General features: G+C 45.2%; 14 protein-coding genes. 2 read left to right on the forward strand and 12 right to left on the reverse strand.

The genetic code is table 11. The features are described from left to right. Positions 1 to 14: 14 nt before the first annotated feature. Both Q4Q49_RS00840 and Q4Q49_RS00845 read right to left on the reverse strand, forming a co-directional pair. Complete coding sequence (locus tag Q4Q49_RS00840) at positions 15 to 1,076, reverse strand: HNH endonuclease (RefSeq protein ID WP_311998379.1); 1,062 nt, start codon at positions 1,074 to 1,076, stop codon at positions 15 to 17. Then, positions 1,066 to 1,746, reverse strand: a complete 681-nt coding sequence (locus Q4Q49_RS00845) for a class I SAM-dependent methyltransferase (RefSeq protein WP_311998380.1) — start codon at positions 1,744 to 1,746, stop codon at positions 1,066 to 1,068. The genes Q4Q49_RS00840 and Q4Q49_RS00845 overlap by 11 nt, the downstream gene beginning before the upstream one ends. Before the next feature lie 391 nt (positions 1,747 to 2,137). On the opposite strand from Q4Q49_RS00845, the gene Q4Q49_RS00850 reads away from it, so the two are divergent. Beyond that, complete coding sequence (locus Q4Q49_RS00850) at positions 2,138 to 3,778, forward strand: diguanylate cyclase (protein ID WP_311998381.1); 1,641 nt, start codon at positions 2,138 to 2,140, stop codon at positions 3,776 to 3,778. Between the two features lie 100 nt (positions 3,779 to 3,878). Here Q4Q49_RS00850 and Q4Q49_RS00855 read toward each other — a convergent pair whose 3' ends face one another. Genes Q4Q49_RS00855 through Q4Q49_RS00900 form a run of 10 tightly spaced genes read right to left on the reverse strand, consistent with a single transcriptional unit; the run spans position 3,879 to position 14,634 of the window. After that, a complete protein-coding gene (locus Q4Q49_RS00855; protein WP_311998383.1) occupies positions 3,879 to 4,928 on the reverse strand; it encodes a chemotaxis response regulator protein-glutamate methylesterase in 1,050 nt (349 codons plus the stop codon). 3 nt (positions 4,929 to 4,931) lie between these two features. Next, a complete protein-coding gene (gene cheD, locus Q4Q49_RS00860; RefSeq protein WP_012089258.1) occupies positions 4,932 to 5,552 on the reverse strand; it encodes a chemoreceptor glutamine deamidase CheD in 621 nt (206 codons plus the stop codon). Then, positions 5,539 to 6,384: a CheR family methyltransferase gene (locus Q4Q49_RS00865; protein WP_012089259.1), complete on the reverse strand. Its 846-nt coding sequence runs from the start codon at positions 6,382 to 6,384 to the stop codon at positions 5,539 to 5,541. The genes cheD and Q4Q49_RS00865 overlap by 14 nt, the downstream gene beginning before the upstream one ends. Further along, on the reverse strand, positions 6,385 to 8,379 hold the full coding sequence (locus Q4Q49_RS00870; RefSeq protein ID WP_311998384.1) for a methyl-accepting chemotaxis protein: 1,995 nt from the start codon (positions 8,377 to 8,379) through the stop codon (positions 6,385 to 6,387). Between the two features lie 5 nt (positions 8,380 to 8,384). Next, positions 8,385 to 8,897, reverse strand: a complete 513-nt coding sequence (locus Q4Q49_RS00875; RefSeq protein ID WP_311906157.1) for a chemotaxis protein CheW — start codon at positions 8,895 to 8,897, stop codon at positions 8,385 to 8,387. Positions 8,898 to 8,907: 10 nt separating this feature from the next. Continuing rightward, complete coding sequence (locus Q4Q49_RS00880) at positions 8,908 to 11,106, reverse strand: chemotaxis protein CheA (protein ID WP_311998385.1); 2,199 nt, start codon at positions 11,104 to 11,106, stop codon at positions 8,908 to 8,910. Positions 11,107 to 11,123: 17 nt separating this feature from the next. Next, positions 11,124 to 11,489 carry a response regulator gene (locus Q4Q49_RS00885; RefSeq protein WP_106650549.1) on the reverse strand — a complete coding sequence of 122 codons (366 nt, stop codon included), beginning with the start codon at positions 11,487 to 11,489 and terminating at the stop codon, positions 11,124 to 11,126. 3 nt (positions 11,490 to 11,492) lie between these two features. Continuing rightward, positions 11,493 to 13,184: a SpoIIE family protein phosphatase gene (locus tag Q4Q49_RS00890; protein ID WP_311998386.1), complete on the reverse strand. Its 1,692-nt coding sequence runs from the start codon at positions 13,182 to 13,184 to the stop codon at positions 11,493 to 11,495. Between the two features lie 2 nt (positions 13,185 to 13,186). Continuing rightward, positions 13,187 to 13,477, reverse strand: a complete 291-nt coding sequence (locus Q4Q49_RS00895; protein ID WP_311998387.1) for an STAS domain-containing protein — start codon at positions 13,475 to 13,477, stop codon at positions 13,187 to 13,189. A 14-nt stretch (positions 13,478 to 13,491) separates the two neighbouring features. Further along, a complete protein-coding gene (locus tag Q4Q49_RS00900) occupies positions 13,492 to 14,634 on the reverse strand; it encodes a methyl-accepting chemotaxis protein (protein ID WP_311998388.1) in 1,143 nt (380 codons plus the stop codon). A 277-nt stretch (positions 14,635 to 14,911) separates the two neighbouring features. On the opposite strand from Q4Q49_RS00900, the gene Q4Q49_RS00905 reads away from it, so the two are divergent. Next, positions 14,912 to 17,617, forward strand: a complete 2,706-nt coding sequence (locus Q4Q49_RS00905) for an acetate--CoA ligase family protein (RefSeq protein WP_311998389.1) — start codon at positions 14,912 to 14,914, stop codon at positions 17,615 to 17,617. Positions 17,618 to 17,624: the final 7 nt, after the last annotated feature.

Raw genomic sequence — 17,624 nt, forward strand, 5'->3', positions numbered from 1 at the left:
GTTTTCCTCAATATCTAAATTGCTGTGCTCGATAAGTCATTATCTATCGCGTTAAAAGGCACAAAGGTCTTTTTACCGAGCCATAGAGGCGAGCGATTTTGTCCTGCAAGCTGATAAGCCCAAGTCGTAATGGCTTCAGAGCGATCACTCTCACAGACGAAATATCGGCTGAGTTCAGAGTGCAACGCTTGGCCGTGCTGGATAATATTTTGCTCATACCAGTTATCTTTATGGTGCTGAGCGGCAAGATGATCGCGTTTATTGTTATTGCAACTGCTATGAGCGAGAACAAAATTATGCCCTAAATCATTAGGATATCGTGTCCAAGGAATAAAGTGATCCACTTCGCCAGTTTCTTTTAATGACTTATGGCAATAGAAGCATTGGCCTTTTTGGATATCAAGTAGTACAGGTCTGGCGTGAGTAATCGTCTGTCGGTCACTGCCAAATAGAAACTCGCTTAAATTGCCTTTATTGCCAATAACGACCTGATTTGCGGGAAATTCGGCGACTTTCTGCACCCATTGAGTACGAGCCAATGACACCACTAAATCGTGAAATCGCCTGAAGCAAAATGCTATGCCCGGATTTAACTCAATGTAATTTTTCATTTTATCATGGGGATAAAGAAAACAATCTGCGCTTCGGGACAAAATTTGTAAGCGCCATAACGGACCCTCTTTAAAGGTAGCGCGTGTTTTACGCAATAAAGCTGGATAACTAAGATGCGCTTTTAACTGGGATAAACTGTTAACGCCTTGATTACGTAGCTCAATCAAACTGTTGATTAAGGCTGATTGCTTTCCATTATTTTGAAGTAGAACAAAATGCGCATTAACGGCACCAAAAGGTAAAGAGTGTTGCCAATAGAGTTCAATAAACTTTTCTACCAGCTCATCAATACTGATGGCGGTTCTCTGTTCAGGATCGGCATTAAGTATTAATGGCCGTTCGATGCAGACATCTGCGATCGCATGCAGTAAGGCAAATTTGTATGTTGCAACGAAATCACCCTCCACTAAAAGACGTTGTAAATAGCTAATAAATTCAACTTGTTTTCTCGCATCAATCGGCATTCAGTCGCTCCTGAATAATAACGCTTGCTTCAGGTGCATTTACGCTTGGCATCAGTTTGGATGTAAAAACTAGCGTCTGCCAATGCACTTGTGTGCGACCGAATTTGTCAGTCTCATCTTGGCTCGAATCTAAAAGTTGTAGCTGACAATCTGCAGCCAATGTGAGCAGTTCATCAGCACTAACGGGGTGCATAACGCGCGCATCGGGGCTTGGACCATGGCGCAAACTGATGACTAAAAGTCCCGTTGAATTGAGTAAACGTGAGAGTGTTGCCAGTGCATGTGGGCGCTCAGAGGGCGATAAATGCATCCATACAGCGCTGAGTAAAATCAGATCGAACTGTTGCGCTAGGCCAACCACTTTTTGCAACTGAGGTAAACCATCCTCAATCCAGCTCACGGGCAAATCTCGGGTTAACACCTGCCCCATTTTCGCTAACGCAACCGCAGGTTCGACCGCAATAATTTGCGTTTCTCTGCCCTGTGCCTTTTGGGCTAAGTAATGCACATCCCGCCCAGAACCGGCTCCAACATCCAATATCGACAGTGTATTTTTGGCGAGTAGAGGTAAAAGATGATGTAACCAACTTGAATGCACTTCTTCAAAGGTTTTAGACAAATACTGTACCGCGAGTATTTCGGCGTGGTCATTATAAAATGCTATGCTCACTGACAACGATCCTTTTGCAACAAGTGATTGTTTTTAATGAGGCTAACTTATCACAATCGCTTTTGATACAAAATACACGTCATCATTATCCTGCTGTTTTACATAAAATATTTTACGTTTTTTCGTTTTATGCCACAACGCGAATATTGGCAATTTAAAAAGGAAGTCTATTTAGGGAGGCGACATCTCTACATTTCTCCGTCGTTTTTTTTGCAGTGGTTTACACTCTATTAGTCAGAGAGATAATACGCGCAATTGATTGAATCTATTGCATCCTTCTGTGGAGAACAGAGTCAATTTTAGTATTAGTGTAAAAGGGTTTCATCGTCTCGGGCTGTGACGACATCGGGATAAAGGCCTATGGCTCAATCATTTAGGATATCTATCGCCTATGAGTTTTGAAGATTCGTTGGAGCAGCTTAGACGGCAATTTTTACATGCGCTGCCGGATAAAAATAAGCAAATCATTACCTTGTGGATTTCATTGCGGAAAAAATGGGACGCACACATGTTGTCCGCCGTTTATCGCGAGGTGCATAACTTAAAAGGATCGAGCGAAACCTTTGGGTTGTCGGATACCAAACACATAGTCGATAAACTCGAGTTGCAGCTTAAGGGCTTGCTCAATGCCCCCGCCCCCGAACTGCCTACCATTAAAAGCTTAGATACCCTCTTCCATCAATTGTTACAAAACAATAGGCGCGGTCAACCGTCGGCTCCAGTAGTGGAGGCGCAAATGCAGCAAAGCCCCTATAAACCATCAAAGGCGCGCCATGAACACCATATTGCCATCATAGAAGACGATAATAACGTGGGAGTTATGATCACTAAACAGCTGCGGGAATTCGGTTTTAGTGTGCAGCACTTTTTGGATTTCACGAGTTTTCTGGTGGTGCAAAATGAATCGCCCTTCGATCTGATTTTATTAGATTTAATTCTACCCGATTGGACTGAAGAAGCCTTGTTCGAAGCTGCTACTGAGTTTGAGAAGAACAATACTCGAGTGTTTGTTTTATCGTCGCGGGGGGATTTTGACATGCGGCTATTGGCCATTCGCGCCAATGTCAGCGAATATTTTGTCAAACCCGCTGAAACCACCTTATTGGTGCGCAAAATTCATCAATCTCTCAAGATGTCAGAGAAACAGCCTTTGAAGGTATTACTGGTGGATGACCAACAATCTATGGTGGATTATTTTTCAAGCCTATTACGCAGTCACGGTTTAATGGTGAAAGGCTTGTCGAGTGCCGAGCAAGTGTTCCCCGCCCTTGAACAGTTTGAACCCGATCTGTTCATCTTCGATTTATACATGCCTGAGGTCAACGGGCTTGAACTGGCAAAGATGATCCGCCAACTGGATAAATACACTTCTAGCCCAATTCTCGTGTTGAGCTCTGATGATACGATGCAGAATAAAGTCAGCATCATACAAGCGGGATCAGATGACTTGATTTCGAAGCAAACTGCGCCGAGCTTATTTGTCGCCCAGGTGATTTCCCGCGCCCAACGTGGCCATGATATTCGCAGTTCGGCAAGCCGCGACAGCCTAACAGGGCTGTTAAACCATACCCAAATTCTGGTTGCCGCGAGACGTTGCTATAACGTGGCTAAACGAATTAACTCTCAAGTGTGTATTGCTATGTTCGATTTAGATCACTTTAAGAAGGTTAACGACACCTATGGCCATGCTGGTGGTGACAAGGTGTTGCTGGCCTTTGCCCATCTGTTACAACAATCCTTACGGCAAACGGACTTTACCGGTCGCTACGGTGGCGAGGAATTTATGCTAGTGCTGCCAGATATGCAAAAGCCACTGGCCATTGCTAAGTTAAATGCGATCCGCGAGAGCTTTAGCCATATTGTATTTGTCGAAGATGGCGTCGAGTTTAAAGTGACGCTCAGCGGCGGCTTAGTGTTCTCGGACGAATGTGAAGAGTTTCAAGATTGCTTATTACTGGCGGATAAGCACTTATACGAGGCGAAACGTTTAGGCCGAAATCAATTAGTGTTTTCACCAAGTGAGCAGGATTGAACGCCATTCACTCATCCGGTGCATGAGTCTGGCCGTAATGTCATTCGTTTGGCTCACCGCCATATTGATGATTACTTTTAAAGCACGTTAAAAGCAGCAATCACAGTGAGCTTAAATGGTTGATAAGCTTGCTCGGCATCTGCGACAACTCCACCACATAATCCACCGCGCGGCACTTTATCGCTTCCCTTGGCATACCAAATACCACACAACTTTGTTCATCTTGGGCAAAGGTGGTGACGCCTTTTTGATGCAGCGCCACCATACCTTCGGCGCCATCTTTGCCCATGCCGGTTAATATCATAGCGCTGATATTAGGCGCGGCGCATTGGGCCAGTGCATTAAACATCACATCGACCGACGGCCTGTGGCCACTGACCTTTTCATCTTGGGTTAATTTCACTTTATAGCTGCCGCCCACTTTAATGATCTCAAGATGATGATCGCCAGGGGCAACATAGGCATAACTGGGCAAAAGTCGCTCACCGTGCTCGGCTTCTTTAACTGTGATCCGCGACAATCGATTTAAGCGTTCGGCAAAAGTGCGGGTAAAACCCGCTGGCATATGTTGGGTGATCACTATCGGTGGCATAGCCGCAGGTAAGTGCTGTAATACATACAAAATGGCTTCGGTGCCGCCTGTGGAAGCACCTATTGCAACTAAATGCTGTGTCAGGGTTGTATTGGCTAATACCGGCCGCTTACTCGACACTGGCCGTACTGGCTCAACAAATTTCTGCGGCTTGATGAGTTTGGCTTTCGCGGCAGATTTGATCTTATCTAAAATCAAATCCTGATAATCATGGATACCTTGGGGCGAGTCTAATTTCGGTTTAGGGATAAAATCCACCGCGCCTAAGGCCAAGGCATTAAAGGTCGCATCCGCGCCCTGCTCGGTTAACGAGGAAATCATTACTACCGCAGTGGGCCTAGCTTTCATCAAACGATCTAGAAAAGTTAAACCATCCACTTTGGGCATTTCGATATCTAAGGTAATCACATCGGGGCGAAATTGATTCACCAGATCCTTGGCCTCATAGGCATCGGCAGCGAGCCCAACCAGAGACAACTCAGGGTCAGCCTCAATCATTTTACCCAGTAGGCTGCGCATCAGCGCTGAATCATCAACAACGAGTACTTTGATCGTCATAACTTAATCACCAAATAGTTCAACGTCGCCGCCCGTGGGGAGATTACGAACCCGTAAGCGGTATTCACTTTCTCGGTCAAGAATGGTGCTGTTGTGCATGGTCTTAATTTTGCGCACTTTCACTTTGCCCGTATGGGGAAAGAAATACACCTTACGTGGATACACATCGAGTAAATCGGCGGCAATGATAGGGATATTTTCAAGATTGAGGTATTCAATCACAAACTCCGCATTACGCTCACCAATATTGTGTACAGTAAAACTACGCAACATGTTGCCGCCCCCAAACACCTTAGCTTCGAGTGAATTACGCTGCGCGCCAAGCTTGAGCAAGTCGTTGATTAATAACTCCATCGCATACACACCGTAACGGGCTGAGTCGGCAAGCACCCCTGTGCAATTGCTGTTATCGCTTGGCAATAAGAAATGATTCATTCCGCCGATTTTGAGCTTAGGATCATACAAACACACGGACACACAGGAGCCTAACACTGTCACTATCATGGTATCTTCACGGGTGGCAAAATACTCGCCTGGCAAGATCTTCACTGCATCGCAACCAAAATGGTGGTCATGATAACGATTAGGCTCTGAAATGGCATATTCGATATTAGGTTTTAGCACTCATGAGCCCCTTCACTGGCCGATAGGTTGTTTGGCCTACGGCAGTGATAATTTGCGGGAACATGTTGAAATTTTCAGAATGCCCCGCAATATAAAGCCCATCCTCGCTGAGGGAGTTCATCATGTGTTTTAAAATGACTTCCTGGGTTTCTTTATCGAAATAAATCATTACATTTCGGCAAAAAATCACATCGATTGGCGTTTTTAACGACCAAAATGAATCGAGTAAATTGATGCGAATAAATTTGATCATTTGTTTTAATTCAGGCACCACGCGCACATTCCCCAACTGTGCTCCGCGTCCGCGGTGAAAAAACCGTTTCTTACGGATATCGCTGACAGTATCGATCCTGTCTAAGGGATAAATGCCCATTTCAGCCTTTTTAAGCACGCCGCTGTCGATATCGGAGGCAATGATCTCGATAGGCGTTTTAAAACTGTTGAAATGTTCAGCGACGACAATGGCTATGGAGTAAGGTTCTTCCCCTGTGCTACTGGCAGCACACCAGATCCTGCGCGTATCAGGGTTATCGATTAAATACTGTTTTAACACCTCAAAGTGATGCGGTTCCCTGAAAAAAGCCGTTTGATTAGTGGTTAACGCATTAATAAATTCTTGATGCTCGTTTTCATGACTTAATAGGTGCTCAAAATAAGCCGAAAATCCGGCTAATTTCAATGTCCTGATCCGCCGCACTAAACGGCTATACACCATAGCATCCTTGCTATCGGCGAGCTTGATCCCCGCTAAGCGATATAGCGTCGTCCTTGCGGTATTAAAATGCACCGAGGTATAGGCAAACTCTCGATCCAATGGTTTATTTTCGCTCAATTAAAATTCTTCCCATTCATCTTGATCTTGCTTTATGGGCTTCATCGCATTGGTTTTAGGTTTATCTGTAGCCCTTGCTCTTGCTACAGGTTGTAGCTGCTTAAGGGGTTTCACCGCTTTCGCTTTAGGCGCTGCTAATCGCGCGTTACTGTGCCTTGGGGCTTCATCCTCATCGTCTACGCGAAAGCTGGCAACACTGTCCGACAGTTGTTGTGCTTGGGATTGCATACTTTCAGCTGCAGCGGCCGCTTCTTCAACCAAGGCGGCGTTTTGCTGCGTCATTTCATCCATTTGCACTACGGCTTTACTGATTTCATCGATACCTATAGCCTGCTCATTAGAGGCTGAAGCTATCTCCGCCATGATGTCGTTCACCCGTTTAATGGCGATGACGATTTCCTTCATGGTATCGCCGGACTTACCGACAAGGCTGTTGCCACTCTCGATTTTAGACACAGAATCTGAAATCAATGCCTTGATATCTTTAGCGGCATTGGCCGAACGTTGGGCTAAGCTGCGCACTTCTGATGCGACCACAGCAAAGCCACGGCCTTGCTCACCCGCCCGCGCGGCTTCAACGGCGGCATTAAGCGCTAAGATATTGGTTTGGAATGCAATGCCATCGATAACACCAATGATGTCGGCAATCTTACGCGCCGATTCATTAATCGATGCCATGGTCTGTACCACTTGTTGGATAAGCTCACCACCGTCCACCGCGACTTCCGAAGCTTTAGATGCTAAGGCATTGGCTTGACTGGCGTTATCTGCATTGAGTTTCACTGTACCTGTGAGCTCCTCCATGCTGGCGGAGGTTTGCTCTAGGCTCGAAGCTTGCTCTTCGGTGCGGCTGGATAAATCGGCGTTGCCTTGGGCTATTTCTGCCGAGGCGGTATTGATAGTATCTGCCGCTCGCTGGATATCTTGGATCATGAAGGATAGCTTTTCAGCCGTTTGATTTGAGTAATTTTTCAAATCATTAAAGGTGCCTTCATAGTCGTTATAAATGCGGGTGGTGAGATCGCCATCCGCCAGCGCCATCAGTACGCGCGCCACATCTTGTAGCCCACGGTCCGAGGTTTCAATTAGCGAATTTAAGTTGTTCGCCAGCATCAGGAAGAAGCCCTGTTTGCCGTCTGTGTCCGCCCTTTGGGAGAAATCTCCCGCTGCTGCTGCGGTCACAATGCGGGAAATTTCTTGCTCAGTTTGCACTTCAATAGTGCGGTCGAGCCATTCAACCACTGTCCCTAAGCGCTCGCCTTCTTTAGACACTATGGGGCTAGCGGTTAAACGGAAATGGCAGCTAGCGACCTTAATCAGCGATTCATATTTGCGGTCTAATTTATCGAGTAAACTCGCCTGGTGGGCAGGATTGCGGTGGAAGATATCCATCGAACTACCGATGATTTTATCCACGGAAAAGTGCGGTAAGGCTTGACGGATCTCACTTTCAGAATGGCGTAGCATAGTTTCGACCGAGCGATTCATATAAATGATCGTACGGTTAGCATCGGCTATCATAACGTTGGTACTGGTATTATTGAGCGCTTCAAGAATGCGTTGAGTTGCTCGTTCAGCTTCGATACTTTCGGTGCGATCTATCCACTCAACACCTGTGCCTAAGTGTTTATTTTCAGCCGTGATAATTGGCGTCAGAATCAACCTAAAGGTACGCTTGCCAATGGTGATTTGTGCAGTATGGGACTGAGTCAAACGTTCTAATAGATTGCGTTGATGCGCTGGATTTTTGTGGAAAATATCAATATTACTGCCGATCAGTTTAGCGACCGAAAATTGGGGTAACTCTTTACGAATATCGTCCTCGGCCTCTTGCAGCAAACGGACAACGGCTTTATTCGCATAGATGATATTGCGCTGACTGTCAGCAATCATGAAGCTATTGCCACTATTATCGAGTAGCTGAAAATAGCGCTGACGCTCTTCATCCCTTTGTTCACGCGCTTCATCATTGCCAAAAAATTTGAAGATACTCATTATTGTTACTCCTGATCAGTCAGACTATTTGCATCAATTAGACCCAGCTCATCACTGCTGATCAGAGCCTGAATATTTACTAAAATGATCATCTTATCCTCGACCGTGGCTAAGCCTTTAAGGTAGCGGCTATCGAACGCCACTCCAAATTCTGGGGCGGGTAAGATTTCCTCCGCTGATAGCTTAATCACATCGGAGACGGCATCGACCACTATGCCGACAATACGCTCGAATACGTTGAGCATAATGACGATAGTGAATTCGTTATATGTGACTGCTCCAACAGCAAATTTCATCCGTAAATCCACTATGGGCACTATGTCACCGCGTAGATTAATCACGCCTTTTATAAAGCTGGGGGCGTTGGCAATTTTGGTGACTGACTCATAACCGCGGATTTCTTTCACAGACATAATGTCGAGGGCATAGTGCTCTTCACCGAGCATAAAACTCAAAAACTCCACCTCGTCATGGGTGCTGTATTCCACTTTGGCGGTCATAGTTGATCGACTCTCCATGGCTATTTCCTTAATTTTTAATGTGCAATGCGAGCGATTCGACATCGAGGATCAACGCGACGCTACCATCGCCCATAATGGTGGCGCCGGAAACACCGGGGATCCTACGATAATGTTTTTCAAGACTTTTAATCACCACTTGCTGCTGGCCAACTAAGGCATCAACGCACAGGCCAAAGCGCTTGTGGTTACTTTCCAGCAATACCACTATGCCTTCTTCTGGGCTCTTCGCATTGGGCTCAATCTCCATCAGTTGATAAAGATTAAGTAGAGGTAAGTACTCTTCACGTACTTTTAAGAGCCGTTCTTTAGCGAGAAATTTAAGTTGTTCCGTTTGTGGCTGAATGGATTCTATGATGTGCACTAAAGGCAAAATATAGATCTGATTGCCAACAGACACACTCATACCATCTACAATGGCGAGCGTGAGTGGCAATTGAATTTCAAAGGTTGAACCTTGGCCCTCAACCGACTCAATATCAATGCGTCCACCTAAGGCTTCGATATTCCGACGCACCACATCCATACCGACACCGCGGCCAGATACATCAGTGACTTCAAGCGCGGTTGAAAATCCTGCTGCAAAAATCAATTGCCAAACTTGCTTGTCGCTACTGTTATCAGCCACTTGCAAACCATTTTCCCGCGCTTTTTGAATAATGCGTTCTCGGTTTAACCCCGCGCCATTATCATGCACTGCGATAACAATATTGCCGCCCCTTTGGCTGGCTTTTAGGGATAATACGCCTGCTTCTGATTTACCCGCTGCGAGCCGTATTTCAGGTTTTTCGATACCGTGATCTAAACTGTTGCGTACTAAATGGGTCAACGGATCGACAAGCTTTTCAATCATGCCCTTATCAATTTCTGTGTTGCCACCTTCAATAACGAGATTGACATGTTTACCCAGTTGCTCAGAAAGATCTCTCACTAAACGATTGAATCGGTTGAATACAAATGAGACTGGCAGCATACGTACCGACATAACGGCTTCCTGCATCTCACGTGTATTGCGTTCCAACTCATTGAGTGCCGTCTTCAGCCGCTCGCCTAAATCGCCCGTCATTTCATTGCCAATTAGCGTTAGCATGGACTGAGTGATCACCAGCTCGCCCGCTAAATTGACCAGGGTATCTATTTTGGAGGTTTCGACCCTTAAAGTAGCATCCTGGGCCGACGCAGCAGGTTTCTTAGTCGCAGCTTTCACTTCTTGGGGCGTATTTTGGGAAATAGCGGATGAACTGAATGCCGTATTTGGACTTGTTGCATTTGAAGAAGGTGCTGCAAGCGAGCTAGGATTGACAGAAGCACTGGTGGGAACACTGACAACAGAGGACGCTTTAGAGTTAGTTGCGCTCTCTTTATCCTTCTCTTTAAATATGCCGCGTTTAGTTTGGCTACTATCTGCGATGACTTTAGCTTGATTGGCTCGTGGGGTGACGGGTTCAGCAACCTGAGGTGCCACAGGCTTTGAGCTCAATAACTCGATTTCATTGGCGAAGGATTCGGGGGTTAATGCCTCAAAAAAACCAAAGCCTAATTCATCATCGTCAGCTATGACACCAAGTGGGTCTGCCGCTTTCTCAGCATTGCTGACATCATTTATGACACTTTGTGCGCTGATTTCTTCGGCTTGAAAAGCCTCATCAAAAAAGCCAAAGTCTTCACCTTCAATAGCGATATCGCGAGCCATTTCATCTTCGAAAAATCCAAAATCCTGTGACTCCTCTGTTTCCACGGGCACGGCTTTAACGTTTGGCGTGATTGAAGGATTCACAGTATCAGTGCCATTGCGTACTGCAACCGAGGAGCTAAAAACTTCGCCATTTAACGCTGCGACTAATTGGCTTTTGCTGTACTCGACTTCTTGCCAATCAATAGGATCTTCTTCGCGATACAGACTCAATATATGGGATAAAGTATCAACGGTACTCAGCAGTAAATCGATGGTGGATGAGGTGAGCTGGAAGTTACCCTTGCGCGTTTTATCCAGCAGGTTTTCCATAACATGAGTGACACTGGTGAGTGCGGTAAAACCAAAAATACCGCTGCCGCCTTTAATCGAGTGGGCGGCACGGAAAATAGTGTTCAGTTCTTCAGGATCGGGAGAAGCCAGGTCCAATGCCAATAGCAATTGTTCCATATTTTCAAGATGTTCATGACTTTCTTCAAAAAAGACCTGATGGAATTCGGCCATATTGATGGACATAGCGCACCCCGTTGCAGTTAACCCAGCACTTTAGCCGTAATAGCCAACAGCTTTTGAGGATCAAAGGGTTTTACCATCCACCCAGTTGCACCTGCCGCTTTTCCTTGCGCCTTCATGTCATCGCCCGCTTCCGTCGTGAGCATAATGATCGGCGTACGCATAAATGCCGACATAGCACGTAAGGATTTAATTAAGGTCAGCCCATCCATTCGCGGCATATTCTGGTCAGTCAGAATAAAATCAAATCTTTGCCCGTTACAGATATCGAGGGCTTCACGACCATCTTTTGCCAGTACCACTTGGTAGCTAACCGATTTAAGAGTCGCTTCGACCATTTGTCGAATCGCTGCCGAATCATCAACCACTAATATTTTTTTACTCATGCGCTATTCCATTATGACTTTAGTTATATTTCCTGGCGGTACTAATTCGTAGGTCTTAGATAATGTTTTCACCAGTGATAGACCACGACCAGACAATTGAGGAATGTCTGCAATGATGTTTTCATCACCCGCAAAACCCTTCCCACTGTCACTCACACTTATATGTAACTCATTTTGCGATGAGCACCAGATAATACTCACTTTCACCCAATCATTTAATGTAAGTCTGTCAGCAAAGCTCTCCCTAATACTATGGTACAATTCAAAGCCTTCTGGATCGTTTTTTAGCCGTGAATCTAATTTTAGTACACCATGGTCAATGGCGTTGCTAGATAACTCTGCAACGACAGTAAAAACCCGTTGGCAGAAATGAGTGGCAAAGCCAAATATGCTTAAAAATTGATTTAATGAGCTTAAATAGTCAGCGCTGAGTAACATAGGTCCGGCGATACTGACATCCCAACAAAACTCACCGTCCATAATAGATTGCACTCGGCTGACTTCTCGACTTTGATGCCAACTGCTTAGTTTCTCGAAATCTAAAGTGCAAATCGTAATATCATCTGCAATATTTTCAGTAGAGCAGTATTCATGCATACTTTCATTTAAATAATGGGTAAGGCCACCGGATAAATTAATAAACAACTCCTTTAATTTATCAATACCAAATGGGCGTTCTTCATGGGTATATTGCTCAATTAAACCGTCACTAAAAAGACAGGCATGGCCATTAATCGGTAAATCAACGGTAAAAATATCAGCAATAAAAGTATGTGGCGGCAATATACCCAGTGCCATATTGGTCGATTTAAATTGTTCTATCGCTTTATGGGATAAGTTGTCGCACTCATTGGACTGAATATACAGAGGAGGCATACCGCCATTCCAAATGTGTAATTTATTACGATTAAAATCGGCTTCCAAAATAATACAGGCAACAAATCTGTCTTCTGGATTTTCACGGTGAACCTTGGCATTCAACTCGTAGATCAGTGTAATTAAAGAAAAACCCTTTGAAACCATAGCTCTAAATGTGCTCGCGACACGCATAATGGGCATGGCCGCACTCAGGCCATGACCTGTAGAGTCGGCTAGAATTAGGAAGAAATTGCCATTGGGAGCCATACCATTAAGGATAATATCACCACTAAAATTGGCACTTGCTTGACAGTAGGTCTTCACAAAGTCAAAGTCCGTGTTATCAATATTGACTAAGTGCTCAAACAAATGCCGGGCCATGTGTTCTTCTCTGGCCTTCTCATACAGCATTTTTTCAAGTTCAATTCTTTGTAACTTAACTTCATGCTGTAACTTAACCCGAGTTAATAAGCACTCGACTTTATACCAAAATATCTCAAGGTTAATCGGCTTAACAACAAAATCTAACACGCCCATTCGAAAACATTCTAATACGGACTGATGTTCCTTAGTATTGCTAATCACTATGACTGGAGTCGTTATTTTTTCTTCATTTAAATGTTCAAGTAAAATTAGAGCTGTACCATCTGGCTGCCAAAAATTAATCAGCACAAGGTCAATCTTATATTGTGATAATTCTGAGAAAGCTTCCTCAAGATTATTACAAACAATGACGTGGTAACCTTTTTCATGAATAAAGCCACTAATTGCCTGGCTCATCATAACATCGTCATCGATGACTAATATATAGTTCTTCTTTGCTATTAATGATTTCATGACTAGCAATTCTCTATAATGTAGAGTTTCTGCATGTTAGCAATGTTAAGTATTTCCTCGGCTTGACCATGTGCACCTTTAATAGAGGTCGAAATATGTCGCTCCTGTGCCTTACGATGTAGTAGTACCATCATGCCTAAAGCGGAACTATCCAAATAAAGCACTCGGCTAAAATCGAGAATAATATGATTAATCCCTTCCAGTTTAATGATGCTTTGATAGTTGTACGTAAATGTTTTGTGATAATAGAAATCAAAGCGTTCTGGCAATGGAATTGTTTGAATATTTGACATTGTGATATCCCTAATTAAAAGAGTTCAATTTCACCACAGGTAATTTGATCCCTTGATACGGGATTGTGCGTCTCCTGACGTCGGCGACTCATTTGTATTGTGATGTCATCCCCCTTAATGCCAAACTCCTGTTGTGACATAGTGGTGACGCGATTGAGCGATTCTTTTAAATGGTTTAGGGACTGATTTGTGTAAATCAGGCTTTGGGAAGTAATATCACTGAACTGCAATCCCCGAATAGTATCCGAGATGGCTTGTTCTAGTTCATGTGCCGATGAATCGATACGTTCAATCACTTGAGAATCCTTCTCTGCTTTAACGATAATCTGCCTTAGTGCAGTATCTATATCCTTTTTGGCATCAATAATATAAGTCATATCTTGAGCGGCGACTTTACTTACGTGTACGGTTAATTGTTCAATCTGAATTTGAATTGATTTAAGCTGTTTTTGTATGCTTTCACTAAAACCTGCGCTACGAGTGGATAAAGCGCGCACTTCATCTGCCACAACGGCAAAGCCTCTACCCGCATCACCCGCCCGCGCCGCTTCAATTGCCGCATTTAAAGCCAGCAAATTAGTCTGGGACGAGATTTGATCTATGTCTTGCAAGGCTTTCATTGCTTGAGGCATAGACTCGTAGATTAGATTCACTTTTTCCAACAATTCCATAGTTGATGCCGACATTTCTATGGTGGATTGAATAAAGCGCTCTAACGTCATTGAGGTATTGTTGGCAAATTGCTTCATTTGATCTGAATGGAATAACTCAGCATCATCAGTGCTCTTAACGAGATCTGAAATAAATCCTGTCTGCTCCGTCATTAACCGCCCTAAACCATCGAATGACTCACCGAGCAAATTGACTGCGTCACCTTGCACCGCTAGCACACTGTCAATATTAGCCTCGCAGCCGTTAAGCGTCGTGATTGACTCTTGGTACAGACTGATATGGGCTTGCCAATCTGCGGCCAATTGGCTGTTTGAGGACTTATCATCGTGCTGTTGAACTGATAGCTTTTGCTTGTGCTGATAAAATTGCCAAAGCAACATAATCAACACGGATATAATCGGCCCGATAGCCAATAAAGTGATTAAACCCAGTAAATATCCAACGCCTGCCGCAAGTAACGCAACGACCCCATCCTTGTATGTCATATGGATTTCACAATAATTGTACAGTGATTAAAAAGTAGTTTGGTACTGAGCAATTTTCAAACATGAAAGTGAAATTTTTCACATTGTTACGTGTCGCAATGCGGAAAATGCAGTTATCACAGGATAAATCCACAGAATTGGGCTCAGATTCTCAGTAAATGGCTGTAAATTCATGATTTGCTAATAAACTTACCTTAATCGAACCCGAAACTTAAACTGGGCAGTACTCATACCCTAGGTTACACTGGAAGCGTCATTGATTGGGATGGAATCGCTTATGAGTCAACGTACATTACACTCCTTATTTAAACCGACTTCCGTTGCCATTATCGGCGCTTCGAATACCGAAAAGCGTGCGGGTAATGTGCTGATGAAAAACCTGCTCTCCAGTGGTTTTTCGGGTCCTATCATGCCAGTCACCCCAAAATATCGGGCAGTAATGGGCGTGCTTGCCTATCCCAATATCGAAGCTCTGCCCATCAAACCCGATTTAGCGGTTATTTGTACCCGCGCTTGCCGTGTACCCGCGATTGTTGAAACTCTGGCGCAATTTGGCTGTAAAGTGGCGATTATTATGGCGTCAGGTATGGCGCAGGAAGTTAACGAAGACGGCGTGAGTCTGCTCGACCTGACCATGCAAAATGCCAAACGTTATGGGATGCGCATTCTGGGGCCAAACAGCTTAGGGATGTTGCTGCCGCCATTAGGATTAAACGCCAGTTTAGCCCACGCCAGCGCCCTACCCGGTAAAATTGCCTTTGTGTCTCAATCGGCTGCCATTTGTACTACGGTACTCGATTGGGCCAATAACAAAGGCATTGGTTTTTCATCCTTTATCTCGCTAGGTGATGCCACCGACATTAACTTTGACGAACTGCTCGATTACCTTGGCCGCGACAGTCGCACCAGTGCCATCATGCTTTATATCGATTCTGTGAATGAGAAACGCCATTTTCTCTCCGCTGCCCGAGCCGCCTCACGCAATAAACCGATTTTGGTGATTAAATCTGGCCGCAGCGCCGAAGGGGCCCGCGCCGCAAAATTACATACGGGCGGTGTTGGCGGTAATGATGCTGTATATGAAGCCGCATTTCGCCGCGCCGGTATGCTGCGGGTTAACGACTTAATTGAACTGTTTGCCGCGGTTGAAAGCCTTGCGCATTCCAATCCCCTGCAAGGTGAACGCTTAGGCATTATCAGTAATGGTGGCGGCCCCGCGGTACTAGCGGTGGATGAACTCATTATGCGCGGCGGTAAATTGGCTGAGTTATCAGATGACACCATAGCCAAATTAGAAGCCGTGTTACCTAATACTTGGTCAAGGCAAAACCCTATCGATATCATTGGTGATGCAAACGCGTCGCGATATGCTAAAGCCTTGACTATCTTGATGGATTCCAATGAGCTGGATGCCATTTTGGTATTGCACTCCCCTTCGGCGCTCGGTGAAAGCGTTGAAATCGCCGATGCCTTGATTAGCGTGATCCATGCGCATCCGAAAAAGAATCGCCTTAATATTTTGACCAACTGGAGCGGCGAAGACTCTGCCTATCAGGCACGAAAACGCTTCACTAAGGGCGGCATATCCACCTATCGTACGCCCGAAGGCGCCGTGGGTGCCTTTATGCATATGGTTGAATACCGCCGTAACCAAAAACTGCTGCAAGAAGTACCGCAATCGATCCCCGACAATATTCCGACAGATAGCCACACGGCGCGTAAATTATTGCAAGCGGCTCAAGCCAAAGGAAAATCAGTACTCGAAACCCATGAGGCGAGTCCTATTTTGCGCGCCTATGGGCTGAACACTATAGACACTTGGTTTGTGAAAGATGCCGATGAAGCGGTGGCCATTGCGAATGAAGCGGGCTATCCCTTAGCGTTAAAAGTGCAATCCCCGAACATCTTGCATAAGTCCGATGTGCACGGGGTGATGCTCAATTTAACTTCAGCCGAAGATATCCGCCACGCCGCGAGTGCCATTACCCAAAGGGTGCATCAGGCCAATCCTGAAGCCATTATCGAAGGCATGATAGTGCAAAAAATGGCATTGACCGCTGGCGCTCAGGAAATCCGCGTGGCCGTGATAAGCGATCCCGTCTTTGGTCCAGCGATTTGTTTGGGTGAAGGTGGCTCAGAATGGGATCCAACTAATGACGCCGCCGTTGCCCTGCCACCACTGAATATGGCACTGGCGCGGTATATGGTGATCCAAGCGTTAAAGACGCATAAGTTGAAGGACAGGCATTTACCGCTCGGTTTAGACATGAATGCCCTGTGCGTGATGCTAACGCAAATATCCCACATCATTATCGATTGCCCTGAAATCGCCTCTTTGGATTTAAACCCAGTATTAGCCGCGGGTGAAAACATTACGCTGCTCGATGTGAATATCCGTTTGCACGACGCCAATGCCGACAGTTCATCACGGATGGCCATCATGCCGTATCCGAAGGAATTAGAAGAAGTTGCCGAGCTTAAAAACGGCCTAAAGGTGATGCTAAGACCCATTCTGCCCGAAGATGAGCCTAAACATTTGGCTTTTGATAATTCGCTCTCCGATGAAGACAGATACAAACGCTATTTCGGGGTGCGATCTAAAATGACCCATGAAGAAATGGCGGTATTAACCCAAATCGATTACGCCCGTGAGATGGCTTTTATCGCCACCGCCAAAGGCCCAGATGGCGATGACATCACCTTAGGTGCCGTGCGTGCGTCTATCGACCCCGACAATACTGAGGCCGAATTTGCCATGGCTGTGCGCGGCGATCATCAAGGTATAGGTTTAGGTAAATTGTTGCTCGAAAAACTGATTAAGTATTATCAAGCCAATGATACGCCCGTGCTCACCGGCTTTACCATGTTCGAGAATCGCAATATGGCTAGCCTGGCCAAGAGTCTTGGTTTTAAGGTGACCTTCGATATGGAGGAGCATTTGATCAAAATGCATATGGATTTAAAGCCGCCCACTGATAAATAGCCTTATC

This window comes from Shewanella sp. SP1S1-7 (genome assembly GCF_031932105.1).
GTDB lineage: Bacteria > Pseudomonadota > Gammaproteobacteria > Enterobacterales > Shewanellaceae > Shewanella > Shewanella baltica.